The sequence below is a fragment of the Snodgrassella sp. W8158 genome, assembly GCF_016100435.1.
In the GTDB taxonomy this organism is placed as follows: Bacteria; Pseudomonadota; Gammaproteobacteria; order Burkholderiales; family Neisseriaceae; genus Snodgrassella; species Snodgrassella alvi.
Genome location: NZ_JACFSM010000001.1, coordinates 532,020 through 557,795 on the forward strand (window position 1 = coordinate 532,020; position 25,776 = coordinate 557,795).

At 44.1% G+C, this 25,776-nt stretch carries 22 protein-coding genes and 1 other RNA gene; 6 read left to right on the forward strand and 17 right to left on the reverse strand.

What is annotated here, in order from left to right; all coding sequences use genetic code 11:
• Positions 1–25: 25 nt before the first annotated feature.
• The 5 genes from H3V11_RS02325 to H3V11_RS02345 form a co-directional block, all read right to left on the reverse strand.
• Complete coding sequence (locus tag H3V11_RS02325) at positions 26–1,204, reverse strand: MFS transporter (protein ID WP_100125740.1); 1,179 nt, start codon at positions 1,202–1,204, stop codon at positions 26–28.
• An 18-nt stretch (positions 1,205–1,222) separates the two neighbouring features.
• On the reverse strand, positions 1,223–2,425 hold the full coding sequence (gene trpB, locus H3V11_RS02330) for a tryptophan synthase subunit beta (protein WP_025331372.1): 1,203 nt from the start codon (positions 2,423–2,425) through the stop codon (positions 1,223–1,225).
• Between the two features lie 819 nt (positions 2,426–3,244).
• On the reverse strand, positions 3,245–3,868 hold the full coding sequence (locus H3V11_RS02335; protein ID WP_198223523.1) for a phosphoribosylanthranilate isomerase: 624 nt from the start codon (positions 3,866–3,868) through the stop codon (positions 3,245–3,247).
• 37 nt (positions 3,869–3,905) lie between these two features.
• A complete protein-coding gene (gene truA, locus H3V11_RS02340) occupies positions 3,906–4,757 on the reverse strand; it encodes a tRNA pseudouridine(38-40) synthase TruA (RefSeq protein ID WP_084565304.1) in 852 nt (283 codons plus the stop codon).
• Positions 4,758–5,226: 469 nt separating this feature from the next.
• A complete protein-coding gene (locus tag H3V11_RS02345) occupies positions 5,227–7,638 on the reverse strand; it encodes a FimV/HubP family polar landmark protein (RefSeq protein WP_144340656.1) in 2,412 nt (803 codons plus the stop codon).
• Between the two features lie 398 nt (positions 7,639–8,036).
• On the opposite strand from H3V11_RS02345, the gene H3V11_RS02350 reads away from it, so the two are divergent.
• From H3V11_RS02350 to H3V11_RS02370, 5 genes are read left to right on the forward strand one after another with little or no spacing between them, the layout of a single operon-like run.
• Entirely contained in the window at positions 8,037–8,573 is a 537-nt protein-coding gene (locus H3V11_RS02350) for a septation protein A (protein WP_084565302.1), read from the forward strand.
• Positions 8,573–8,866, forward strand: coding sequence for a YciI family protein (locus H3V11_RS02355; protein WP_084551736.1), 294 nt, complete (start codon positions 8,573–8,575; stop codon positions 8,864–8,866). The genes H3V11_RS02350 and H3V11_RS02355 overlap by 1 nt, the downstream gene beginning before the upstream one ends.
• Positions 8,859–9,134, forward strand: a complete 276-nt coding sequence (locus H3V11_RS02360; RefSeq protein WP_084565301.1) for a BolA family transcriptional regulator — start codon at positions 8,859–8,861, stop codon at positions 9,132–9,134. The genes H3V11_RS02355 and H3V11_RS02360 overlap by 8 nt, the downstream gene beginning before the upstream one ends.
• Positions 9,135–9,173: 39 nt before the next feature.
• Positions 9,174–10,040, forward strand: coding sequence for a SurA N-terminal domain-containing protein (locus tag H3V11_RS02365; protein WP_100125736.1), 867 nt, complete (start codon positions 9,174–9,176; stop codon positions 10,038–10,040).
• Positions 10,041–10,095: 55 nt separating this feature from the next.
• Positions 10,096–10,857: a peptidyl-prolyl cis-trans isomerase gene (locus H3V11_RS02370; protein ID WP_025331382.1), complete on the forward strand. Its 762-nt coding sequence runs from the start codon at positions 10,096–10,098 to the stop codon at positions 10,855–10,857.
• Positions 10,858–10,954: 97 nt separating this feature from the next.
• On the opposite strand, the gene H3V11_RS02375 is transcribed toward H3V11_RS02370, so the two are convergent.
• The 3 genes from H3V11_RS02375 to rlmD all read right to left on the reverse strand — a co-directional run bounded on the left by H3V11_RS02375 (position 10,955) and on the right by rlmD (position 13,772).
• A complete protein-coding gene (locus tag H3V11_RS02375; RefSeq protein ID WP_198210762.1) occupies positions 10,955–11,401 on the reverse strand; it encodes a GNAT family N-acetyltransferase in 447 nt (148 codons plus the stop codon).
• 315 nt (positions 11,402–11,716) lie between these two features.
• A complete protein-coding gene (locus tag H3V11_RS02380; RefSeq protein WP_198223524.1) occupies positions 11,717–12,292 on the reverse strand; it encodes a YceI family protein in 576 nt (191 codons plus the stop codon).
• Positions 12,293–12,458: 166 nt separating this feature from the next.
• On the reverse strand, positions 12,459–13,772 hold the full coding sequence (rlmD, locus tag H3V11_RS02385) for a 23S rRNA (uracil(1939)-C(5))-methyltransferase RlmD (protein WP_198223525.1): 1,314 nt from the start codon (positions 13,770–13,772) through the stop codon (positions 12,459–12,461).
• A gap of 116 nt (positions 13,773–13,888) precedes the next feature.
• Between rlmD and H3V11_RS02390 the strand changes: the two genes are divergently transcribed.
• A complete protein-coding gene (locus H3V11_RS02390; RefSeq protein WP_078475389.1) occupies positions 13,889–14,905 on the forward strand; it encodes a L,D-transpeptidase in 1,017 nt (338 codons plus the stop codon).
• Positions 14,906–14,943: 38 nt separating this feature from the next.
• Here the strand turns inward: H3V11_RS02390 and H3V11_RS02395 are convergent, their stop codons facing one another.
• The 9 genes from H3V11_RS02395 to H3V11_RS02435 all read right to left on the reverse strand — a co-directional run bounded on the left by H3V11_RS02395 (position 14,944) and on the right by H3V11_RS02435 (position 25,546).
• Entirely contained in the window at positions 14,944–15,264 is a 321-nt protein-coding gene (locus H3V11_RS02395) for a GIY-YIG nuclease family protein (protein WP_078475390.1), read from the reverse strand.
• A 311-nt stretch (positions 15,265–15,575) separates the two neighbouring features.
• Positions 15,576–19,022 (reverse strand): DNA polymerase III subunit alpha, encoded by a 3,447-nt coding sequence (gene dnaE, locus H3V11_RS02400; protein WP_198223526.1) that lies wholly within the window; start codon positions 19,020–19,022, stop codon positions 15,576–15,578.
• Positions 19,023–19,479: 457 nt separating this feature from the next.
• Positions 19,480–19,659, reverse strand: a non-coding RNA gene (gene ssrS / locus H3V11_RS02405) — 6S RNA.
• Positions 19,660–19,665: 6 nt separating this feature from the next.
• The gene (locus H3V11_RS02410) at positions 19,666–19,968 is read right to left on the reverse strand and encodes a cell division protein ZapA (protein WP_025331389.1); all 303 of its coding nucleotides are present in this window, start codon (positions 19,966–19,968) and stop codon (positions 19,666–19,668) included.
• Positions 19,961–20,293, reverse strand: a complete 333-nt coding sequence (locus H3V11_RS02415; RefSeq protein WP_037393362.1) for a hypothetical protein — start codon at positions 20,291–20,293, stop codon at positions 19,961–19,963. Before H3V11_RS02415 ends, H3V11_RS02410 begins: the two co-directional genes overlap by 8 nt.
• 93 nt (positions 20,294–20,386) lie before the next feature.
• A complete protein-coding gene (locus tag H3V11_RS02420) occupies positions 20,387–21,364 on the reverse strand; it encodes an NAD(P)H-dependent glycerol-3-phosphate dehydrogenase (protein WP_198223527.1) in 978 nt (325 codons plus the stop codon).
• A gap of 326 nt (positions 21,365–21,690) precedes the next feature.
• Entirely contained in the window at positions 21,691–22,938 is a 1,248-nt protein-coding gene (fabF, locus tag H3V11_RS02425; protein ID WP_037393358.1) for a beta-ketoacyl-ACP synthase II, read from the reverse strand.
• A 95-nt stretch (positions 22,939–23,033) separates the two neighbouring features.
• Positions 23,034–23,273 carry an acyl carrier protein gene (gene acpP / locus H3V11_RS02430; protein ID WP_025331393.1) on the reverse strand — a complete coding sequence of 80 codons (240 nt, stop codon included), beginning with the start codon at positions 23,271–23,273 and terminating at the stop codon, positions 23,034–23,036.
• Between the two features lie 248 nt (positions 23,274–23,521).
• Complete coding sequence (locus H3V11_RS02435; protein WP_370570170.1) at positions 23,522–25,546, reverse strand: prolyl oligopeptidase family serine peptidase; 2,025 nt, start codon at positions 25,544–25,546, stop codon at positions 23,522–23,524.
• Between the last annotated feature and the right edge of the window lie 230 nt (positions 25,547–25,776).

The window sequence follows — 25,776 nt, forward strand, 5'->3', positions numbered from 1 at the left end:
GCCAGATCAGTTCAGCAGCACAGATTTAAGATATACGTTCACATTTAAAGAATAGTGCACACAGCAAAATCAGCGTTGCCACTCCTCCGCCCAGCAACGAAACCCCGTTCCAGCCATAATGTGCATAAGCCATAGCAGAAGCAAGTGAGCCGAGTACACCACCGATAAAATACATGCTCATATAACCGGAAGTAATCCGGCCTTTGAGCGCCGGATCAGAACGATAAATCAGCGACTGGTTACTGATATGCAATGCCTGAATCGCAAAATCCAGCAAAATTACCCCGCTGATCAATGCCCATAAATGCACCCCTCCGACATACAGCAATGACCAGCTAAGCAAAAACAGTAAGGCACAAACTATTGTCATCGCATAAGTGTGGCCTTTATCTGCAGCCCAGCCACCTACATTGGAACCAAAAATCCCCAGCGCACCAAATAAACCAAATAAACCAATTGTACTCAAACTGAAATGATAAGGTGCATGGCTGAGCAATAACGTCAATGGTGTCCACAACACTGAAAACAAACAGAAATCCAGCGCCCCGAGCACACCACGCTGCCGCAATAACGGTGTACGCCATAATAACGACCAAACCGATACCAGCGTTTTCCAGTAACCCAGAGTACTGTGTTCACGCTGGACATGAGGCAGTTTGCATTGCAAAATCAGTGCCATTAACAGCAGCATTGCCGCACCGAGCATATATACCGTACGCCAGCCCCACCAATGGGCAACCATACCGGAAAAAGTACGTGACAACAGAATACCCAGTAACAGCCCGCTCATCAGCGTACCGATTACCCGCCCGCGCTGTTCGGGTTCTGACAGACTGGCGGCCAGCGGCATCAGCACCTGAGCCACTGTACAAAAGGCGCCGACCATCACCAGACCGGCAATAAACAGCCATAAATCAGGAGCAAATGCTATCAGCAGCGCACTGATACCCACTACAACATACAGCGATACAATCAGCTTTTTGTTATCAAGCAAATCACCCAGCGGTACCAGAAAAATCAGCCCCAGCGCATAAGCAAGCTGCGTCAGCGTAATCAACATGCCGCTACTGGCAACATTCATACCGAAATAGCGTGCAGTTACTTCTATCAGCGGAAAGACAAAATAATTACTGGCTACGGCCAGACCGATGGCCAGAGCCATCATAAAAATCTGACCGGAAGACAGTTTAATACTCTTATTCATACATACAACAAATATTTACTACAAACTAATTCCGTCCAGCCGGGCAACCGTATTAATATCTTTGTCCCCCCGACCGGACAGATTCACCAGAATGACTTCATCCGGACTCATTTTCGGTGCATTGGCTACTGCCCATGCCAGCGCATGGCTGGATTCAAGTGCAGGAATAATACCTTCCTTATGACAAAGCAAATGAAATGCTTCCATAGCCGCTTCATCACCCATGGCTTCGTACTCTACCCGGCCAATATCATGCAGTAGGCCATGCTCTGGACCCACACCGGGATAATCCAGACCGGCGGAAACAGAATGAGTATTCATCACCTGTCCGTTTTCGTCCTGCATCAGATAACCCCTGAATCCGTGCAATACCCCCATCGGGCTGTGCGAGCTGATAGGCGCGGCATGCTGAGAACCGGATAAGCCCAGACCACCTGCCTCAACCCCTACCAGACGAGTTTCAGTCACATTAATATAAGGATAAAACAGACCAATCGCATTCGAACCGCCGCCGACACAGGCTACTGCTACATCAGGCTGACGACCGATAGCTTCCTGCATCTGCTGTATTGCTTCATTTCCGATAACACACTGAAAATCTCGCACCATTTCCGGATAAGGCATCGGACCGGCTGAGGTACCAATAATATAATAGGTATCATCCACCCGTGCCACCCACTCACGCAATGCTTCATTCATGGCATCTTTCAGCGTACATGAGCCGGAATCCACCCCAACCACCTGAGCACCAAGCAGCTTCATCCGGTACACATTCGGTGCCTGACGGCGGATATCCTCAGTACCCATAAATACCGTACATTCCAGACCAAAACGCGCGGCTACCGTAGCAGAGGCCACACCATGCTGACCAGCACCGGTTTCAGCGATAACGCGCTTTTTACCCATTCGCTGTGCAAGTAAAGCCTGACCGATCGTATTGTTAATTTTATGTGCACCGGTATGATTTAAATCTTCCCGTTTCAGATAAATCTGTGCTCCGCCCAGATAGTCAGACAAGCGCCGTGCATAGTAAACCGGACTGGGGCGGCCTACATAATATTTTAAATCCTCATGATACTGTGCCCAGAATGCCGGATCAGCTTTCGCTGCATAATAAACCTGTTTTAATTCAGTCAAAGCTGCAATCAGTGTTTCCGATACAAACAGCCCGCCGTGCTCACCAAAAAAGCCCTGTTCGTCAGGATAGTGATAATTTTCCATATTTTTTTCCATTGAGCGACAATTTACCCGCAAAGTAAAACTATCCGGTCATATTATCACCTTTTAAATCCATTATCCCGTTATCCATACTTAATCCGGAATAAATAAAAGAGTTCTGCTTCTGTGTTAATAAAAAATCCCGATATCACCAATATAAACCCTGCTATCCAGAAAGATATCAGCATACCGCGGCAGAACAGCATAAATGCTTTGTATCAGACAATACAATATTAAAAACGAAAACCAATAAAAAATACAGGTTGTTAAATTCATAAATAAGCGCTGTTTCAAATAACAACATGAACTTGATTACATGCTTATTGATATAGCTGTCATTATTTAAAAACCCAATCTTAATAAAACCAATATTGGCTGTCTGATAACCTAGCGCCAGCATCAATGACATTACTTCCAATAAAAATCCGGGAAAATAGAATCACTATGCAAAATTTGCTTTTATACTTCTGTTTTAAACAGAAAAAAACAAATCATTCATACTGATTAGTATTATTTTTATCGGGTCTGTTATGATGATCTGTCAATAGAACGTAAAATAGCCAGTTTCAGCACCAAAATATCCACAAGCTCAATCATTTCATCCATATTGGTTTGAGTACAAAAATAATATTCAAACAGGATGATTTCACTTTCCGGCTTTTCATCTTCAAAACCAGAACCGCACTTTCCTTATAAATATATTTTTATTGCTCAGTAATAAACTGAATAAAAATCAGACTTGCGGATATTGCTTTTAGTTCCTATGCAATAATAAATACCGCATAAAAATTCTTATTTTTTATTATAAAATCAGATTATTACTTATTCAGAAAACTGATTAACTGCCACCATCAGAGCCCGCATTTTTTGCTCATCTTTAATTCCGGGCGATGCTTCCACACCACTGGATACATCAATAGCCATAGCTTTGCTTTGTCTGATTGCCGAAGTAATATTTTCCGGCTTCAGACCACCAGAAAGTATCCATGGAATATCCAGCCTGTCTGGCAGCATCTGCCAGTCAAAAGTCTGACCTGTACCGCCATACTGCCCGGCAACAGCTGCATCAAACAGCAAAGCACGAGCATCTGTATATGTAGCTGCTGCAGCTCCAATATCAGCTGTTTCACGTACTCTTATTGCCTTAATATACGGACGCTGAAACTGACGGCAGAATTCAGCATTTTCATCTCCGTGAAATTGCAGTACATCCAAAGGTACATGCCTCAGCACTTCCTGTACTTCAGTTGTAGCAGCATTAACAAACAACCCGACTATTGTTACAAACGGAGGTATACACTGAGCAATTGTCTGCGCCTGCTCAATAGAAACACAGCGTTTACTGCCAGAAAAAAATATCAGTCCGATTGCATCTGCCCCAAGCCGGGCAGCGAGTATTGCATCTTCAGCGCGGGTCATCCCGCAAATCTTGCTTCGAATTTTCATCCTCTGCCCCTTTAGAAACTTGCCCGCAATATTGGCATTAATCCAGATATGGCCACAGCCATACGGGTAAAGCAGCTGTTTCCACACCCCATTGCTGCGGATAATCAATACCGGTCAGATATAATCCGTCCGGCATAAATGTTGGCGGTGCCAGCCGCCGGCTTCTGGCTGCCAGCAATTGAGCAAAGCCGGCCACACTCAATTTACCTGCACCCACATACACCAAAGCACCAACAATATTACGTACCATATTGTGTAAAAACGCACTGCCATAAAAATCGATCGCCATTAATTCCGGGCTGCCGACAAGATCTAATTTATATAAGGTTTTTACCGGTGATTTAGCCTGACAGTCACTGGAGCGGAAACTGGAAAAATCATGTTCTCCCACCAGCATTGCCGCAGCTTCACGCATTAGCGCCATATTCAGCGGATAGTGAGTCCAGCCGACACGGCTACGCAGTTGCGGCATACGTACCCTGCTGGATTCAAGCATATAACGATAACGTCGCCCGAATGCGTCAAAACGGGCATGAAATTCAGCGGCTACCGGTTGTGCTTTGATAATACGAATATTTTTATCCATCGCTGTATTCGTACCGCGCAACCATGCTTCGGCACTTCGCAGCGCACTCGTATCAAAATGTACCACCTGCCCCGTTGCATGAACACCGGCATCGGTACGTCCTGCTACCACAACATTGATTTGTTCAGCAGCAATGGAACTCAAAGCATCTTCCAGAACCGACTGAATAGTATACAAACCATCCGGCTGCTTTTGCCAACCATGAAAGGCACGCCCATCATAAGCCAAAGTTAATGCCCAGCGCTGTACAGGCAAACCACCTTCATGCGTAATCACCTGATTTTCTTCTCTGTTAGCAACCATGCCTGTTTCTAATCCAAATAAATCACATCAACCACATCCATTATTATCGCATAGCCGTTAACTGCCTTCATATTTGAAACCTATATAATTACTCATAGCAAAGCAGCAATAAAAAATTGCCTGGTAATAAATCGCTTACATCATTAATAGTCCAGTCAAATCAGAATATATATTAGTTCAGAATGATTTTATCTGACGACAAAACCCGCTTCTGCGCGCCATTACGCACCACTACCCTATTTCTTAACAATTCTATTCAGCTTGTTTCATAAGCTGATACACCTTAAATACAAACTTATAAACCGCAATAAAAATCAATTAATAACTGAAATTTATATGCGTAATATATTAAAAAATACGGCAAATTTACAGCAAATAAAATAGCCGAATTCCATAAACAGAATTCGGCTATTTAGTGTTTCAGATACAGAAATTAAAGCAACTGACAATTCAACCAAAATAAGGCGAATTAGCCACCTAATTGCTGTAACAGATTTTGTGCCTCTGCCAGTATCGCGCCATTAGCTTCATCAACCAATTCACGCAACGTTTGACGAGCAGTAACTGCATCATCCATTTCCAGATACATTTTTGCCAGTTCCAGCTTTGCTTGTAATGGAATAGCCTGCTGTTCAGGAGTCAGAGGTTTATCAACCTGCTCAGGTTTGGCTGATTGTTCCAGCCAGTCCTGCCCACCATCACCGGTAGCAAATGAAGAGGTCGGCCTTGTTGGGGCAGCAGTTGCATTAACAGCTGGTGCCGGTTTAGAGTTATCGTCTTCAAGCGCAAAGTCCATGGACGGAATATCAATCTCTTCCGTGTCGGCCTCAGGAACAACAATGGGTTGATTGTCGGAATCATCACTTACTCCTAGTGAATCCCAATCAATATCTGTGGAAATGGCATCATCTTCTGCTGCAAATGCATGCTGATCATGCGGAGCCAAAGTCTGCTCAATAGAGGAATGCACTTCTTCAAGGGCAGAAGTATCCTGTTTAGATTCATCATCAAATTTAAAGTCTTCATCCCACTGCAAATCAGCCAGAGAATTTAATGAGTCATCTTCTGCTGCTGCCGGTTTAGACTGTTGTTCGGGCTGAACCGCATCCAAATCAGAGCTAAAGGATATATCTGACGGTTGTAAATCATTACTGTCTGATGATGCGTTATCCTGTAACACAAAATCCTGATGTGCTTCAGCCTGAGATTCATCCGGGTGTTGCTCTTCCGCAACTACCCATTCAAAATCCGTATTGTCTGCCACCTCTTGCTGAGGTTCTGTAACAGCCGGTTGTTCATGCGAAGTCAGAACTTCGGGCTGTTCAGTTGCATCAATCTGATCCAGCCATGATAAATCGTCATTACTATCCAGCTCAGCAGATGACGGTGCAGCCGTATCTGCGCTAGTTGCAGGTGTATCATCAGTGAAATTGAAATTCAGCCAGTCAGTATCGTCTTCTTCCTGCTTGGCTTCTGTTACTTTTTTATCAGGCACCTGTGATACAGGCTCTGAATGTACTTCCTTAGCAGGAGCAGATTTATTATCTGCCTGAGCCGGTTGATCCGATGCAGCGGCATCATTCAGCCACGACCAGTCGTCGTCATCTGCAGCAGTATTGGCTGTAGTCGTTACTGCTGTAGCAGCCGCAGCTGTTTTAGCTGTAGTAGCTGGTACAGATGTAGACGTAGACTGAGTGACTACAGAAGGTTCAGTCTCAAATACCACATCATCATCTTCATCATCAGAGTAATCTTCATCATACTCAGTACTGTATTCTATACTGTTGCGTTTTCTGCTTCGTTGCCAGAGTAAGGCAGCAATTAACAGAACACCGGCCAAACCAGCCAGAGCATATGGCCACCATGAAGGCAGCATGGATTCTTCAGCCGGTTCTTCTGCAGGCTGAACAGGTTGTGTATTAACTTTAGGCTGTACAGGTACTGCCTTCACCACAGATGCCGCACTTGCAGCCGGAGCTGAAGCCTGTGCAACTTCTGAAGCCTGAATAGTGGCTGAAGCCTGAGCAGGAACTGAAGACGCTGCTGATGTTTCTGCTTTAACAGTGTTTTCTTTAGTTTGAGCTTCCGACGCAGCCGTATCTCTGGTATTAGCGGCTACTTTGGGATTGTCTTTTTCTTTTGTTACCGCCGGTGTTGTATTTTGTGTCACTTCCGGTTTTACAGCTGTTTTAAGTGGTACTTTGGATAATTTTTTCAGCTGTGAAGTAGAAGGAATATTCAGACTAATATTGCGATACATCAAATCAGGATTACCGTTACGAAAAGCATTCGGGTTAGCAACCTGTATAGCATGCATGGTCTGCTCTAAACTCAGTCCCTGCGGCCGTACCTTACGCGCAACATCCATCAAGGTTTCATTATTATCGACATTATATTTCACTACCGCATTTTCGGAAGCAAGGCCGTTTTGCAGTGCGACAGTAGCTCGTGCTGCAGATTTTTCTCTTGCAGAACGCACTGGTGCAGAATGTACAGATTTAGGATGTTTGCCGGTTGCTTTATTTTTTCCAGCCGAATGATGGCGTTCAGGTGGATCCAGCAACGCAGTATACTGCCGCCCCTGACTACCGGCAGCAAGACTGAAAGTCAGCATCGGATCATGCACAGGTTTACTGGAGCGCAAATGAATTACGGCATTTTGTCCTTGTGCTGTTACACGCACCTGTAACGGAGCTCCGGAAACAGCAGGTCGCCCGTGCAATGCTGCTTTGGCTTCATCACCAGTTACCACAATACTACCTGAGAACGGCTCTCCCAGCGCCGAATTAACCTGTAAGCTACCCAGACCTGCCCATGCAGGTGCACTGGCCAACATACATAAAGACAGTGCGATGATCTTTAAATTATTTGCGTTTTTCAATCCCGTACCCTCACCGGTAATGCACCAATGCCGTCAAGCGTGTGCCTATTCATTATGAAAATTTCTACAAGTATACTTAAATAAATGCAATTGGCGTTTAACTTTCACTAAACCTGTTTTTATATTATCTCACGCTATAATAGCTTTTGCGACACTTTAATGCCAAGTTACCTGTACCTGATTTGCTTTCTAACTGTATTTATCTGTGGACATTTTCATACGAACCACACTCAGGAAGGCCTGAAACCAATATACAACAACTGATACAACAACTGTTAAATTTTGTTTAATACCTTGCTTTAACACGTGCCAAGTGTAAAAACTCAGGGTATCATGGCGTATATCTGTCACCTTTAATTTAACCCGTAACCGGAAAATAAAGATATCCAGTCCTGATAATGAAAGCTGTATTTGAATTTTTGGTAGTCATTCTTTTCTTTACTACCTATGCCTTAACTAAAAATATTATTCTTGCCACCGAAGTAGCCATCGCAGCAGGTATTATTCAGGCTGTGTGGTGCCTGTTTAAATACCGGCGCTTGCAAACAATGCAGTGGGTTAGTCTGTTACTGGTCGTCATACTGGGCGGAGCGACCGTAATTTTAAAAAATGAGCGCTTCATCATGTGGAAGCCGACCGCCCTGTTCTGGGTTATGTCGGTAGGTCTGCTGATTTCACACCTGTGCGGCAAAAATGTTCTGAAAAGTACCATTGGTAAAGAAATCAGTATGCCCGATCCTGCATGGCATAAACTAACCTATATCTGGGTTATATTCCTGCTGGCACTGGGTGCACTTAATCTTTGGGTGGCTTACACCTTTACTGTACCTCAATGGGTTAATTTCAAACTCTTTGGCAGTACCACCATATTATTTTTATTTCTTGTTGGACAAACAGTATATATTAGTCAGTATACTAAAAAGGATGAGTTGTAATGCTGTTTATGCTAATGGCCACTGATGCCGATAACAGTCACGAAGCGCGTATGCAAGCACGGCCAAAACATTTGGCGCGTTTAGAAGAACTAAAAGCACAAAACCGTTTGGTTCTGGCAGGTCCCAATCCCCTCCCGGACGACGACAGCCATTTTTCCGGCAGTCTGATTGTTGCCGAATTTGATTCTCTGGACGAAGCGCAAGCATGGGCCGAACAGGATCCTTACGTTGATGCCGGAGTATTTGAAGAAATTCTCATCCGCCCTTTTAAAAAAATTCTGCCAAATGACTGATATTCAGACTATTATTCAAACACGTCTGCAAATACTGGCTCCGCAGCAACTGGAACTAACCGATGACAGTCATTTACATGCAGGACATAAAGGTCACGGTGGTGGCGGACATTACAGCCTGCTGATTGTCAGCGATACTTTTATCGGTTTATCACGTTTAGCCCGACAACGTAAGATCCATCAATTACTTGAAGATTTATTCAGAACAAATACCATTCATGCTTTAAGCATCAGGGCATGCACAAACATTGAATATTTAACCAGATAATAATTTACTTTATCTACTTAAACTAAAAGAGAGTGAACCATGAAAAAACAATTTATTGCTGCTGCCATTATGTTTGGATTAACCGGTATTGCTGCTGCCCAGACAGTAGTCACTGTTAACGGAACCAAAATTGACAGCAAAGAAGTCGATAACCAGGTAGCCATACTGGTACAGGAAAGCCAGAATCAGATTCAGGATTCCCCTGAATTGCGTAAAAATATTACCAACCGCCTGATTACCCGAATTTTGCTGATTCAGGCTGCAAAAAACCAGAATCTGGATAAAGATCCTGAATACTTGAAAGCTTTAAGTCAGGCTGAAGCGGAAGCCAAACGTCTGGGCGATGATAAAAAACCGGGTTTCAAAGAAGAATGGTCTTTCTTTAAAGACAATCTGCTGACTCAGGCCTATCTGGCCAACGTGGCAAAAAACAATCCGGTAAAACCTCAGGATGTAAGTAACGCATATAACGACATGGTCAAATATTACAGCGGCACACAGGAAGTACAATTAGGTGAAATCATTACCCGTGATGCAGATACTGCAAATAAAGCCATTGCTCAGTTAAAAGCGAATAAAAACTTTAGCACTGTAGCTAAAGAATACACTATTGATCCTGCCGGTCGCGAAAACGGAGGCATTCCTAAAGGTTACGTTGCCATTAAAGATTTACAGGAAAGTGCCACTTCGGTTTATAACGCAATTAAAGACCTGAAAAAAGGTCAGTACACTGCCACACCGGTACAGGGTAACAGCAATATATATGCTATATTCTATGTAAACGATAAGCGCAATGTTAAACTGCCGAGTCAGAAAGAAATGACACCTGTTCTGTCACGCCGTCTGCAAAGCGCTTTAATAGCACAGGCAATTGATCAGCTTTATAAAAATGCAACAATCAAATAATAATTTAACTCTGGTTTGATTGATTAATCAGAAGATAAAATAAGGAATACTCAACATGAAAAAAAGCATTCCTTGGCTGGCCGGGCTGAGTATCATGGCAGCCGGGCTCGCTTTTGCTGATGCGCCCAAAATTGACAGCCAGCGTATTAACGTTATGCTGAAACAGATTGAGCGTCAGATGCAGACTCAGCCAGATGCTCCGGCACCGGATAAGGCAGAAATTCAGAAAGAAATCACCTTGCGCCTGCAATCAGCTGAAATATTAAAAGCTGAAGCTATTAAGGCCGGGCTCGATAAACAACCTGATACTCAGGCTGCATGGCAAAATGTACAGGCACAATTTTATGCTGCCCAGTATGTGGATTATCTGGCTGCCAAAACTGAAATCAACGACAGTGATTTGCGCCGGCAATATGAACAAGTGAGTCAGGAAATCAATTTACTGCCAATTGTTTTTCCAAGCAAAGAAGCGGCTGAAGAAGGCTTAACTAAACTGAAAAAAGGTTTGGCTTACGAAACCCTGTATAAACAGGTTAATCCGGAAGCTCCTGCCAGCAACTGGATGAACCCGCAACAGTTGCCGCCTGAATTTGCTCAGTTAGCTTCTCAGCTGAAAAATGGTCAGATATCACCTAATGTCATCAACATTGATGGTCATTTTTTTCTGCTGAAAGTAGCCGGTATGCGTCAGGCTCCTAACGCACCTGCATTTAATCAGATTAAAGAGCAATTGCGTGAACAGGCCAAACAGCAAAAGGTACAGGAACAAATTAATCAGCTTTTACAAAAAAATGGTATTAGTCTGAATGATCAATAAGTTTTGCTGAAAAATAAAACCGGTACAATCGTACCGGTTTTTTCTATTGCCAGAATATTAATCACTGCGATAAACAAATTCTGATAACCGACTCTGTTCAGCCCGTCGCTTTTTTTGGCTGATACAGCATTTGTACGTAAGGGATTCCATTAGAAATATAGGGCGTTCCCTGTATCTGAAAATCATGCCGCTGATAAAATTTAAGTACTCGCCGGTCAGCCTCAATTTTAACCGGATATTCAGCATAATGATTTTTTGCGTAATGCAGAATGAGCTTAACCAGCTGATCACCCAATCCGGTACCGCGTACCGTTGGATGTATCACAAACCGTCCAAAAGTAAAGTGAACACCAGCCAGAAACATTCGTGCATATGCCAGTATCTGCCCGTCCCGCTGATAATAAACATGTTTAGCCTGCAAATCCCAATCATCCAGCTCAGGATAAATACGTTGTTGTTCTACTATGAAAGTATCGATACGCAAGCGAGCAATATGAAAAAAATCGTGTGATGAAATTTCATTAAATTTTTTGATACACCACATAACGATTTCCACCTTTTACATTAAAAACAAATATCTGATTATTCACACCATAACTCTAATCATAATATTAACAAAGTACCAATATCAAATCTTTGAATCAATATTTCAGCTTTATAACAGTTTCTAGCTTAAAATCCGCTCTGTGATCTAATATTATTTTCAATAGAAGCAACCCTTTTAATCAAAATGCCCTCGGTTAAGTATTACAAATCCAGTATATTAAATACCTAACCGGCTAAAAACTGAATATTGTGCATAGCACAAACGGATCATCTACTATTAAAACAGATAATCCGAGCAAATTACCCAGTTAGTTTACTGTCTGGCTGCTTCAATCTGAATATTAATTTTAACATACCGGCTGGCTGGTATGGCCGTCAGATATTCATCGATCCCCCATTGTGAGCGATCAATAATAGCCTCAAAATCACCGCCGCATACCTGAGACTGAGTCATAGGGCTTTTATAACAATTAAATTTAGTTGCCCGTAATGTCACAGGATGAGTTCGTCCAACCATAGTCAGCTGGCCACGTAATGCTCTGACCTTGCCTTGCTTATCAAAAATCCAGTCCTGTGAAGAAAAACGCAGATTCGGATACTTTGCCGCATTAAAAAAAGCTTCGCTTTGCAGGTGTTTCGTAAACTCACTGCGACCAGTATCCAGAGTACTGAGCGGGATGGTTATATCTACAGAGCCAGTTTTCGCACCTGCATCATATTGAAGTTCACCATTAAGATTATAAAAACCACCCACATTACTGGAGGTTGCAAAGTGATCAAGTGTAAAACGGGCATTAGCATGCAAAGGATCGATTTTATAATTTGCAGCTACAGCCGGCACGATTATTCCCAGCAACGCTGCCATCAAAATACTGGCCAATTTATTCATGAAGAAACACCTCTAAACATTTGTCTGACAGCAACAATATTAACGTGAATAACCAGATAACAACATCTCGAAGAGTAAAAATATTATTTCTTATCATGAAATAATTACAGGATATTCATCTACTTTTAACTAAACAGATAATTTTACCTGTTTCATTATTATTGTGTTACCAGTCAAATACAGCGATCGATTCCACATGTGCAGTTTGCGCAAACAGATTCATAATACCGCCGGCGCGATAACGGTAACCGCGCTTAACGAGTAAACCTGCGTCTCGTGCCAGAGTAGCCGGATCGCAGGAAATATAAACTATCCGGCGTGGTAACAGCCGTTCTTCAATTTCATTTAAAGACTGTATCAATGCCTGAGCACCTGCACGTGGCGGATCAAGCAACCATTTATGCGCATAACCCAGCTCACGCAGACGCTGCGCACTCATAGCAAAAAGATCAGCCTGCTGAAAACGTACAAGTTTGGCCAAACCATTATGCCTGGCATTACGCGCAGCACGCTGACACATGTCAGCAACACCCTCAATACCCAGCACCTCTGCCTGCATCCGTGCAATCGGTAAACTAAAATTTCCTAAACCACAAAACCAGTCAATAATTCGCTCGCCGGCACATGGCTGCAACCATTGCATTGCCCGCTGTACCATAAGCGCATTAGTCACATGATTAACCTGAGTAAAATCTTCAGGTTGATATGGAATCTCAATTTGATATTCAGGCAGACGATAAGCAAGAACCGAAGTCGCAGATGAAGATATTAAAGTGGTTTTATTACCTTTTTGTAACCAGCACTGCCACACATAACCGCTTTGCTGCTGTAACTGTTGCAGCAAACCATCAATCTGCATACGCTTGGCCTGATTTAACTCATCAGCCTGTATAGTGAGTGCGATAGCATCATCACCCTGATGCAGCATAATGCCCTTAACCATATTTGCAGACCAGTTTTGTAAAAAAAGCTTAATTGGTTTTAAAGCTTTCGACATTACCTCAGGTAATACCAGACAATAATCAATATCTATAATTGCATGGCTTTGTCTGGCCTGAAAACCCAGCTTTAACCGGCCTTTATCATAGACTGCACGTAATCGCACTCGTTGGCGATAATGCCATGCTAAGCCATAAACAGGCGGCATCAGTTCATCAGGCAAAACCTTACCCAGACGCCGCATCTGACTTAGCCATGCACGCTGTTTTAGTGCCACCTGAGCAGTAAACTCGATATGCTGGCTGTTACAACCGCCACAATGAGCATAATATTCACAAGGCGGTTGTACACGAGCATTAGCCGGCATCAGTATTCGGCTAATCCTACCTTCAGTATAGGATTTTTTTATCCGCACCGGCTGCCATTCTACTAATTCACCCGGTAATGCCTCATCAATAAATACCGCCTTACCGTCTACCCGGGCAACGCCGCGCCCTTCCTGACTCCAGTCTGTAATTTGTGCTGTAAATCGTTGTTCCAAGCTATAACCTCAAGCCAGAAATGAAATTAAATAAATTTAATTGTATTTAATTTCTCACATTACAGACAAATTACGTTATGATTATATCCATATTGCCATACTGGATTTTAAGAATAATGTTAAAACCAATACTTTATGCAGTGGCCACTACCCTTATCTCCACTGGTGTATATGCTGCCATTCCCATGCCTGACTACGCAGTACCCAGTCAGGGACAGCAAGTTATCCTGAATGTTCCGCAACTGCGGTTATTTCTGTTTCAGGACGGAAAATTAATTAAAACTTATCCCATAACTGTAGGTAAAGCCAGCACACAAACACCGCTGGGTGAATACAAAATTGGTGCCAAAGTATCTAATCCTACATGGAGTGTCCCGCGCAGTATTCAAAAAGAAATGGCGGCAAGCGGTAAAGCCGTACAGAAATCTGTACCACCCGGCCCGAATAACCCGCTTGGTCCCGTATTTGTCCGTCTCGGTGAACCGCGGCTGGGGCTTGGCATTCATGGTACCAATGTACCCAGCAGCGTACCCGGGGTACGCAGTCATGGCTGTGTGCGTTTACGCAGCCCGAATGCACTGGATTTTGCCGCAACAGTACAAAGCGGTGCTGATGCTGCCGTCATTTACCAGCAGGTATCAGTTAACACAGATGAACAAAATGATATCTGGATTGCCGTTTATCGCGATCCTTATAATAAACGAAACCTGAACAGAAAGCTCTTAAACCAGAGTATCAGTTCATGGGCAGAACAGCATCAGCTTCGGGTTGACCAGCAACGTTTAAACAATGCTCTGGGCAAACCGGCCAATACTTTGATTTGTCTTACCTGCAGTACGGGCAAAACCAAAGTTAGCGGCAATCTGAGCTCACTACAGTGGACAAGCGGTAAAGGTGAAACTGTAGAATTCAAAAACGTTAATCCAGACAATATCAATTCTAAACAGGAAATCACACCGGAAGGCAGTAGTATTGAAGTAGATGAGGACACGGACGAAACACCTAAGCAACAAAATATTACTCCGTTACATCCAACCACCACACCTGCAAAAAAACAACCCACATCAGTAAAGAAGGTTCCAATTACTACCATTCCTGCCTCATCCGATGAGGGTTTTGATTCTCTGATGTAACATCGGACTAGCAGTTTAACTGATATATAAACTCAGTTTTAAGGAAGATAATTTTCCAGCAATTGCCATAAAACTGCCTTGTCTGAAGATTTAAGCCGCTTCAGCCGATATTCACATCGTGCTGCAGCGGCTTTAGTAATGTTCCGGCAAATCAGACGCATCTCAAGTGGCGGATACATGCGTGTATATCTTGCCCCCTTACCCGCATAATGCGCCTGCCAGCGCTTTAACGGCCGATTAGTTATCCCGCAATAAAATGTATCATTAGCACAGTATAAAAAATAGACAGCCCAATCAGCATCTGTCTGAGGTAAGGGTGGTAATGCATTCAGAACAGATGCAGACAAAATCAGCTTCATAGTTCAGTATAAACCGCAATCCCGAGCTGATTGAAATTCAGTTATTCCAAACTCCGGTAAAAATTATGATATACAGCGTGTTAATAATAAACACACTTAATTCACAGCAATAAAATAATATGATTTTAAGCAAAAACCGATAATTTCAAATTTTACAGATACTGAATACAGGCCGAACACCTGGCCGCGCTTCGCCGATGTTCTTAAACATTTGCCAATAACACATAAAATTTCAAATAATTATCTTTATCATACACTCAGACAAGAGGGTATTTATCGTACATAAATACACTCAATTTTTCGGTTTACACTCAGAAACTCACCTGTACCGCCTCATCGCCAAGCAAGGTATACAGTTCATCAAATAAGGTAGCCTCAGGCTTGATAAGCCAGTTTCTATCCGCACGCAATTCACCATATGCCTGCTGATGCCGGCAGCAAAATTTCAGTGGCACATGAGCCTGCTGTTCACGATATGGTTCCAGTAATCTGACCAGTTGTCCGACAGGAGTATCCGCAGTAATGTGTAAATGCAGACTGCGTGCATAGCGGGCGCTGGCTTGTGCCAGCGTGAATGCATCATCAGCAGTGATACGTAATCCGTCACCGCCATTGTATTCATCAACAGCAACCTTACATTCCATAATCAATACCTGATCTGCTTTCAGGCTGGCTCCGTATTCTTCCAGCGCCTGCCCCGCTACTACAACTTCCTGTTTAGCGGTACCATCCTCAAGCTGCACCACAGCAAATTTGCCGCGTTTTCCCATAATATAGCGGACACCGGTAACAAAACCGGCTACTTTCTGCTTATTATTAGATGGTTTCAGTGTTGCCAGTTTGCTGCTAACCAGTGCACGTACTTTATCAGCATATGGTTCGAACGGATGGCCGGAAAAATAAAAACCCATTGCCTGCTTCTCTTCGGCCAGCTTTACTGCCAGTGGCCATGGTGCCACCTTTTCCATTTGTAAAGGCTCTATAGCATCTTCAACCATATCGAACAGCCCGCCCTGATTCGCATTGGCAGCTACCTGCTCAGCATTCTCCATCGCCAGACCGATATTGGCCAGTAACTGAGCCCGATTCGGATTCAATTCATCAAAAGCACCGGCGCGCACCAAAGCCTCAATCGTACGACGATTCAGATGCTGGCGATCTACTCGCTGACAAAAATCGAATAAATCTGTAAATGCGCCACCTGTTTCGCGCGCACGTACAATAGCCTCTACAGCACCTTCGCCCGTTCCCTTAATTGCTCCAAGTGCATAACGAATCTGCTTTTTAATATTCGGGGTAAACCGGTAAAAGGATTCATTAATACTCGGTGGCAGGAAAGTAATCCCGTTTTCAATACCATCATCAACAAAAATTTTCAGCTGATCCGTATTAGTCAATTCACTGGACATCGTACCGGCCAGATACTCAGCCAGATAATGACATTTGAGCCATGCAGTCTGATAAGACACCAGAGCATAAGCTGCAGCATGCGATTTATTGAAACCATAGCCGGCAAACTTTTCCATATAATTGAAAATTTCATTGGCCGTTTGCTTATCTATGCCTTTTTCAGCGGCACCAGCCTCAAAAATGGCGCGATGCTTCACCATTTCCTCAACTTTTTTCTTACCCATGGCACGACGCAGCAAATCGGCACCACCCAGTGTATAGCCGCCGCAAACCTGTGCTGCCTGCATTACCTGTTCCTGATAAACCATTACCCCGTAAGTGGAATTTAATACCGGTTCAAGATTGGGATGCAGATACTCTACTTTTTCCTCACCATGCATACGCCGGATAAAATCCGGAATCAGATCCATCGGCCCCGGACGATACAGAGCCACAAACGCAATAATTTCTTCAAATTTGGTCGGACGTGCTGTCACCAGCATCTTTTTCATACCCACCGACTCAAACTGGAATACTGCTGTTGTATTACCTTTAGCAAAAATACTGGCATACGTCTCTGCATCGTCCAGCGGAATATGATTAACATCAACCTTCTGACCAGTGGTTTCCAGAATAAATTTTTGCGTCATTTCGATGATGGTTAAGTTGCGCAGTCCGAGAAAGTCGAATTTCACCAAACCAATCTGCTCAACATCATCCTTATCAAACATCGAAACCGGAGACGCATCATCACCGCTTGCCTGATAAATCGGGCAAAAATCGGCAATTTTTCCCGGAGCCATCAGCACCCCGCCTGCGTGCATACCCAGACCGCGCGTCAGATCTTCCAGTTTCAGTGCCAGCGTCATTAGCTCTTCAGCTTCTTCTTCCTGCAATAGTTGCCGGATTTGCGGTTCTGCTTCCATTGCTTTTGTCAGACTGAGTGGTTTATTTGCTTCAACCGGTATCAGTTTGGACAAACGGTCACACAAACCAAACGGTAAATCCAGCACACGCCCGACATCGCGTACCACAGATTTCGACGACATCGTACCGAAAGTAACAATCTGACTGACCGCAGGCACACCATATTTATGGCGTACATACTGAATAACCCGACCACGGTTTTCCTGACAAAAGTCAATATCGAAGTCCGGCATTGATACCCGTTCCGGGTTCAGAAAACGTTCGAACAGCAGGTTATAACGCAACGGATCCAAATCAGTAATTTTCAATGAATACGCCACTAGCGAACCGGCACCGGAACCACGTCCCGGACCTACCGGACAGCCATTTTGCTTAGCCCAGTTAATAAAGTCCTGCACAATCAGAAAATAACCGGGAAACTGCATCTGAATAATAATTCCCAGCTCATAATCCAGTCTCTGCTGATATTCCGGCATTTTCTGTGCCCGTTCAGCTTCATCCGGATACAGAAATGCCATGCGCTCACGTAATCCTTCATTACTCAGCTGAACCAGCAGATCGTCCAGCGTCATCCCTTCCGGTGTCGGAAAAAGCGGCAAATAGTTTTTCCCCAGTGTCAGCGTCAGATTACAGCGTTGAGCTATAGCCACCGTATTAGATAAAGCTTCAGGTATGTCGGTAAAACGTGCCGCCATCTCTTCAGGCGTAACAAAATACTGACTGGGTACAAAATCATGCGGACGACGTTTATCAGCCAGTACATATCCGCTGGCAATACAAACCCGTGCTTCATGTGCCTGAAAATCATCAGTATCCATAAACTGTACCGGATGGGTTGCCACCACGGCTATCTGATGCTCAGCCGCCAGCGCCACACTACCGGCTACCACTGCCTCCCATTCCGGCCGCTCAGGTAAACGCTGCACTTCGAGATAAAAACCATCACCAAACCATTGCCGGTATTTAATTAAAGCTTGTGCAGCCTGCTCAGGTTTCTGTGACAGTAAAGCCTGACCAATTTCACCATACTGTGCTCCGGATAAACAGATTAAGCCAGTATTGTCTCCTTCTGCCAGCCACTGCTGACGTACTATTGCCTGATGCGGATTGCGGTCTTCACCCACATAAGCATTTGTCAGTAACTCATTCAGACGTAAATAACCTGCATGATTTTTGACCACAAGCATCAGGCGAAAAGGCTTGTCCGGCTGTTCCGGATTCTCCAGACGCACATCTGCCGCCATAATCGGCTTGATTCCCGCATTACGGCATGCCTTATAAAATTTCACCATGCCAAATACATTCATCAGGTCGCTGATTCCTAATGCAGGTATTCCCAAAGTACTGGCGCGTTTAACTGCCTCTTTTATCCGTACAATACCGTCTTCAATAGAAAATTCGGTATGCAGACGCAATGGAACATAGGAAAAATTTTTGGACATAGTACTTTTCATACCAGAACAATTATTATCTGGTTTATCCGAAATAAAAAGAGAGAAAACCGGCCGGCTGAACTTTCAGCTTTCTAAGCAATATACTGAAAATTACAAATAACAGCATCCAGTGTGTCGGCCAGTGCACAAGCACATTATTACAGCGTTAATTTTACCTGATTTGTTCAAGTGAACAGCAATAATCTGGGTTAAAAACTGGCTAGTTGATTATTCAGCAGCAGTAAAGCGGGTAGTAATATAAATATACAGACCAAAAAGCATTAATTCATACTTCTACAGTTGAAAGAAATATATCCGGCCACCAAACTACCCATAAAACCTTTGTCATTTAACTGAGCCGCCAGAACTTGGAAATTCAGCAAGTGCTACGCAGCTAACCGATACATACGGCAAATCGGCTAATGAAAACAGGCTGCCTGAATCATCAGACAGCCTGTTTATGAAAGTTTCCCCCGCAGGTGCCGGTTTGGACGCCATCCGCTTGAACCTTGAGGACAAGGCTGGCAGTATCGAATGGCTTCGGGTTCATTCACAGGGAATGCTCACGCCCACCATTACCCAACCGCCAAAAAAGCGAATTATTGGTTCAAAGGAATATATGTCCTTACGAACACCGCAGGGGAAGAAAACTTTATTTTACCACAAGTGTGAGTGTACTTTCACACAACTGTATCATATCCTGCATTTTACGCTCATAATCGCCAATTGCCAAATTTCCGTGCACGGTCAGTTTGAGCAGATCGTGAGCCAGATTGAGCGCAGCCATAATTACAATTTTATCTGTTTCAACAATTCTTCCGGAACTCTGAATAGCAGTAATTTTTTCATTCAGCATTTTTACTGCCTGCATCAACGTTTCGTGTTCACTTCTGGGCGTGCCTATATTAAACGGGCGCCCCAGAATTTCCACACGAACCTGTTGAATTTCATCCATTTAAATCCTCCTGCATTTGAGGTAGCCGTTGCAGCAGCCGCAGCAGCTCATCACTGGATGCTTTCACTACCGAAGTAGTGCGGTTCTTTTCAGCAATCAGCCCGTCAATAGTAGTTTGCATGCTTTCCTGTAAATGAAATTTTTCCTTCTCATGCTGACTACGTATCCGTTCACGTTCTAACTGAAAATCTTCATTTTGTTTGTGTAACTGTTCTTTTGCAGTTGCCAGCTGCTGAGTCAGCTGATGTTTTTCTGCCAAAAGAGAATTGAATTGTATTACCAGCCGCTTAACACTATCTTCCAGTTGTTCTAATTGATTTTCCATTCCCTACCCGCTTCCGTCCTTAATTAATGCAGCATGAATTACCTGATTTCTCAGTACTGCTAATCCGGTTTTTTTCGTTATAACAAATAATTATTATTCCGCTTTAGGCGCTCTTTCCATCAGAATTTCTGCCATTGCCTGTACCTCAGTACGACCATGAAACAGCTGTTTCAGGATATTGGCAATCGGCATATCAACCCCCAGTGAATCCGCCTGCCTGCAAACCTCTTCTACAGTATATACACCTTCGGCGACATGTCCAAGTTCAGTTAATGCTTCAGGCAGTGATTTACCCTCTGCCAGCAATAAACCTACCCGGCGATTACGCGACAGTGATCCCGTACAGGTAAGAATCAAATCCCCCATACCGGACAAACCCATTAACGTTGTAGCCTGACCACCCAGAGCATGATTCAGGCGCGATATTTCTGCCATACCCCGTGTCATTAATGCCACTCTGGCATTAATCCCGTAGTGCAGACCGTCAGCAATCCCCGTTGCAATAGCCATGACATTCTTTACTGCCCCGCCTACTGCCGCCCCGATCACATCAGCATTCGCATATAAGCGCAGAACAGTATTATTCAGCGTAGCCGCCAGAGACTGAATCCAGGCAAAATTTTCCGATGCCAGCGTAACAGCACAAGGTAACTGCTGAGCCAGTTCCTGTGCAAAACTTGGTCCGGACAGCACACCGATGCAGTTATTCCCGGGCATAACCTCTGCCAGTACCTGCTGCGGTAACAAGCCGGTTTGCTGCTCAAATCCTTTACAGGCTGCAATAACAGGTACTTTACCCATACCGGCCTCAACCAGCTTCCGGGCACTTTCCCGCAAAGCAGATACCGGTGTGGCAATAATAATTAAATCTGCCGGCGCAAACGCATCAACAGCAGAAAGATTTTCCGGCAGAACAAAATCAGGCAGATACCGTTTGTTTACCCGCTCCTGCTGTAATTGCTGCACATGCCGGATATTGTGTGTCCATAACCAGACCTTGTGTGCATGCAGAGAAAAGTGAATGGCAAGAGCCGTTCCCCACGCTCCGGCACCCAGCACACCAATATTCATGTCAAATATTCCCTTTAACAAACTATCAGCAGATAACTACCCTGTTTCTCAATACTTTCAGAAGCCAGGCAACTTACAAATACAGCATTTCATTCATTACCGGCACAAACAGCTTTAACGAAACATATTGTATCCAAAAACTCAGACTCAGGCTGCCTGAAATACCGTACCAAATTAGCAGAATACAACTGATTCACATCATGCACCAGTCTGCAAAGAGCGCTTCGGGCATTAATCCGCTCAATTCAATCATAGCTGCATGAATAGAAAAACACAGGCTGCCTGTTGTCAGACAACCTGTGCTCATAAAATACATTTAAAAATGATTAATCCTCAAAGCGTTTAAACGCCAGTGAACCATTCGTACCACCAAAACCAAACGAATTGGAAATAGCTGCACGAATCGGCAAATCACGCGCCTCATTGGCGCAATAATCCAGATCACATCCCGCTTCAGTATCCTGTTCAAAGATATTGATTGTTGGCGGAGATTTTTGGGTATGAATAGCCATTACTGTATATACCGCTTCCACACCACCAGCACCGCCCAGCAGATGGCCGGTCATGGATTTAGTTGAATTCACAACCAGTTTTTTAGCATGCTCACCCAAAGCCAGTTTTAATGCATTGGTTTCATTTACATCACCCAGCGGGGTCGATGTACCATGAGCATTTACATAATCAATATCTTCAGGGTTTAAACCACCGTCTTTCAGAGCACGGGTCACACCCAGTGCCGGCCCTTCAGTATTGGGCGCAGTAATATGATATGCATCTGAACTCATACCAAAACCTACCAGTTCAGCATAGATTCTGGCACCGCGTTTACGTGCATGCTCATATTCCTCCAGCACCATTACCCCGGCACCTTCACCCATCACAAAACCATCACGCTGTTTGTCCCATGGTCTGGATGCCGTAGCCGGATCATCATTGCGGGTTGATAACGCTTTCATCGCAGCAAAACCACCTACACCCAGCTCACAAATGGCCGCCTCTGCCCCGCCGGCTATCATAATGTCCGCATCACCATACTTAATCAGACGGGCAGAATCACCAATACTGTGCGCACCGGTGGTACAGGCTGAAACCATGCCATAGCTCGGTCCCTGATAGCCTTTAAGAATAGTAACATGGCCGGAAATCAAATTAATCAGAGAACTGGGAATGAAAAACGGATTAATTTTACGTGCCCCGTGTTCCACAACAGTCCGTGCCGTTGCTTCAATCGCAGGTAATCCACCGATACCGGCACCGATATTCACCCCTACCCGGGTTTTATCCAGCCCCGGTATGTCATCCAGTCCGGCATCTGCAATTGCCTGCATCGCAGCAGCTACACCAAAATGAATAAACGAATCCATTCTGCGTGCTTCTTTTGCGCTGATGTACTGAGTTACATCAAAATTCTTAACTTCACCGGCAATCTGGCAAACTAAAGACGAAGCATCAAAATGGGTAATAGTGCCAATGCCGCTTTTACCTGCAAGTAGATTTTGCCATGCTGTGGTTACATCATTACCCACAGGAGATACCTGACCCAGGCCGGTAATGACTACTCTTTTTTTACTCATAATTTTGCTCGTAAGAAAAAAACCTCTACCGAATCAGACGAAAAGTGCGCCTTATTTCGACAGAGGAATTTGAATTTGACCAACACTACACGGAATTAATTCAAGTGAGCGCCAACAAAGTCGATAGCTTGTTGTACGGTAGTAATTTTTTCAGCTTCTTCGTCCGGAATTTCGCAACCAAAAGCTTCTTCCAGAGCCATTACCAATTCAACGGTGTCCAGTGAGTCAGCACCCAGATCTTCCTGGAAAGAAGATTCATTTTTTACTTCAGCTTCACTCACGCCTAATTGTTCTGCAACAATCTTTTTCACACGTTGTTCGATATTATTATCCATTGACTGATCTTTCTTTTCTTTGCCCGGCAGTAAGTGCGGACAGGGTTAATTGAATAAATCAACTTTTTTAGTTGTTGATATTATTGTACCTAATAAAAATAGAGTTTTCCATTTAAATTGTTTTTTGCCGTCTTTTCCGTGGTTTTCAGTGATTTTCACCGCACTTTTACTTATCACCCAAGTGCAAATTTAACAGCAAGCGGCAGCCATATTAGCACAGCCTGATTTTTTGCGACAAGCAATATGATTTATATTGAATCATTATTAACAATAGTTTTATATAAAAAATTCATAATCAGAGCCAGCTCCGCTGCTGTATTTTCCTGTGTTCCGCCACCGGCATGCCCGCCAGTATCAGGTGCTGCCAGCCATACCCGCTGCTTCAGCTGCCGCAGACGTGCATAGAATTTCAGTGCATGTGCCGGATGCACACGATCATCGTGCCGGTTAGTAGTAATCAATGCCGGCGGATAGTGTTGCAAATCACCCAAATTATAATAAGGAGAAAGCAGCTTTAATGCTGGTCTTTCCAGAGAATTCTCAGGATTTCCGTATTCATCAATCCACGAAGAACCTGCTGAAAGATAAGGGTAACGCAACATATCTGTCAGTGGCACTTCGCACACCATTGCCCCCATACTCTGCGGCTCACGGCAGAAAGCAGATGCCACTACCAGACCACCATTACTGCCGCCCTGTATCGCTGTATGTGCTGCCACAGCTCGATGATGTTTATATAAATCATGCAGCACAGCCAGCAAATCACCAACACTGATATGTTTATTAATCCCTTGAGCAGCCTGATGCCATAATGGTCCGAATTCACCTCCGCCACGGACATTTGCCAGCACAAAAGCATAGCCTCTGGCCAGCCAGTGCCTGCCAATACTGCCCAGATAATACGGCAGTTGCGGCATAGCGAAACCACCATACACATAAACAATCGTTGGCGTATCCTCACCGATTTGTTTACCAACATGAAAATAAGGAATAAATGTGCCATCAGCTGCAACTGCATTAAATTGCCGCACCTGCATTCCTTGCGGATTAAATTGCCGTGGCTGGCGGCGCATAACACACAACTCACCCAGATGTATATCCAGCGTATATAAAGTCAGAGGCTCAAGAAAACTGCTGATAGCCAGATACACCACATCACCGCCCCACGGCTGATCAGTAATTTCCAGTGCACCTTCCGGCAAATTCGGCAAAGTAATTTCCTGCCAGCGGCTATCTGCAAAATGCCACGCCAGCAAACGGCTATGCACATTATCCAGTATGGACACCAGCACAAACCGTCGTGTAGTTTCAATATTTTCAATAGCCTGAGTTTCAGTTGGTAAAAAAATCAGCTCAGCCGCACCAAGCTCACCTTTGTGCAACTTCACTGCCACCAGACTGCCTGCCGGATAGGATTTATTTGCCCGCTGCCAGTCACTGCGTAACTGCACCAGCAATTGCCCGTACAGATAACCCATCAATTCACAATCATCCGGCAATCCCAGCGGCTTAACACTAAAATCAGCCAGCACCTGATAATACTGTTTGTGATAAAACCCTTCTGCTGCTTCAAGTAAATCAATCGGTGCGCCCTGGCTATCCAGATAACGCCAGGCATTAACCATCATGCCTTCTGCGGCCATTTCCAGTATCGGCAGTGCTTCTGCAAAAGATTGTCCGCGGCGCATCAGCCACACTTGTCTGGGATAACCCGCCTGCGTTAACTGCCGCTCATCCCAGGCCGGACATACCCATACGCTTTCAGTATCACGCCAGCTAATAATGCTTTTACTGAGCGGAAAATGAAAACCGTCTTCGACAACTTTACGCTCAGCCAGATTAAATTCAATTGTATACGCAGCATCAGATCCGCCTGCACTCAGACTGATTAATACATGTTCCGGTGCCTGCACATAATGAGCCACTCCCTGTAAGTACACATCATCATTAAGCAGAGAATCAAAATCAGCTACAGAAAACAAAATTTCCCATTCAGGCAAGCCTGCACGATAACTGGCCGCAGAACATACCCTGTACACACCCTTCGGAAATTCCGCTGACTGATAAAAATGATACATACGTGCACGGTGTTCCTGACAAAAAGGAATTTGCTGCTCATCCTGCAACATTGTCACAATATCATCACGCACCGCTGTATATTCATCACTCGATGCAAACTCAGCCTGAGCAGCTGCATCTGCCTGCTGAATAAAAGTCTGAGTCAGTTCACTATCCAGGTCTTCAAAATGCACAAAAGGATCAGCATCTGTCATCTTCATTTTTCCAATCATTTATATCTTTTAATCCATATAACACTTCTGATATAGCAGACTGTTTATCTGGCCGGACGAATCAGACGGTATACAGATATAAATATAAACAAATAGGGCAGCCCAGACAGGCTGCCCTATTATTTAAATAAAATCAACAATATAATTTCATTATGCTTTTTACTAGCAACACACATTCGTATATACGATGTACAAAATATAAATTGTTAATT

Coding starts and splice junctions, on each gene's coding strand:
- H3V11_RS02365 (WP_100125736.1), top strand. CDS start 9,174: ATGAAAAAACAATTTATTGCTGCTGCCATTATGTTTGGATTAACCGGT.
- acpP (WP_025331393.1), bottom strand. CDS start 23,273: ATGGATAATAATATCGAACAACGTGTGAAAAAGATTGTTGCAGAACAA.
- H3V11_RS02380 (WP_198223524.1), bottom strand. CDS start 12,292: ATGAATAAATTGGCCAGTATTTTGATGGCAGCGTTGCTGGGAATAATC.
- H3V11_RS02370 (WP_025331382.1), top strand. CDS start 10,096: ATGAAAAAAAGCATTCCTTGGCTGGCCGGGCTGAGTATCATGGCAGCC.
- H3V11_RS02325 (WP_100125740.1), bottom strand. CDS start 1,204: ATGAATAAGAGTATTAAACTGTCTTCCGGTCAGATTTTTATGATGGCT.
- trpB (WP_025331372.1), bottom strand. CDS start 2,425: ATGGAAAATTATCACTATCCTGACGAACAGGGCTTTTTTGGTGAGCAC.
- H3V11_RS02360 (WP_084565301.1), top strand. CDS start 8,859: ATGACTGATATTCAGACTATTATTCAAACACGTCTGCAAATACTGGCT.
- truA (WP_084565304.1), bottom strand. CDS start 4,757: ATGGTTGCTAACAGAGAAGAAAATCAGGTGATTACGCATGAAGGTGGT.
- fabF (WP_037393358.1), bottom strand. CDS start 22,938: ATGAGTAAAAAAAGAGTAGTCATTACCGGCCTGGGTCAGGTATCTCCT.
- H3V11_RS02395 (WP_078475390.1), bottom strand. CDS start 15,264: ATGAAGCTGATTTTGTCTGCATCTGTTCTGAATGCATTACCACCCTTA.
- H3V11_RS02420 (WP_198223527.1), bottom strand. CDS start 21,364: ATGAATATTGGTGTGCTGGGTGCCGGAGCGTGGGGAACGGCTCTTGCC.
- H3V11_RS02410 (WP_025331389.1), bottom strand. CDS start 19,968: ATGGATGAAATTCAACAGGTTCGTGTGGAAATTCTGGGGCGCCCGTTT.
- H3V11_RS02350 (WP_084565302.1), top strand. CDS start 8,037: ATGAAAGCTGTATTTGAATTTTTGGTAGTCATTCTTTTCTTTACTACC.
- dnaE (WP_198223526.1), bottom strand. CDS start 19,022: ATGTCCAAAAATTTTTCCTATGTTCCATTGCGTCTGCATACCGAATTT.
- H3V11_RS02335 (WP_198223523.1), bottom strand. CDS start 3,868: ATGAAAATTCGAAGCAAGATTTGCGGGATGACCCGCGCTGAAGATGCA.
- H3V11_RS02375 (WP_198210762.1), bottom strand. CDS start 11,401: ATGTGGTGTATCAAAAAATTTAATGAAATTTCATCACACGATTTTTTT.
- H3V11_RS02355 (WP_084551736.1), top strand. CDS start 8,573: ATGCTGTTTATGCTAATGGCCACTGATGCCGATAACAGTCACGAAGCG.
- H3V11_RS02415 (WP_037393362.1), bottom strand. CDS start 20,293: ATGGAAAATCAATTAGAACAACTGGAAGATAGTGTTAAGCGGCTGGTA.
- H3V11_RS02435 (WP_370570170.1), bottom strand. CDS start 25,546: ATGACAGATGCTGATCCTTTTGTGCATTTTGAAGACCTGGATAGTGAA.
- H3V11_RS02390 (WP_078475389.1), top strand. CDS start 13,889: ATGTTAAAACCAATACTTTATGCAGTGGCCACTACCCTTATCTCCACT.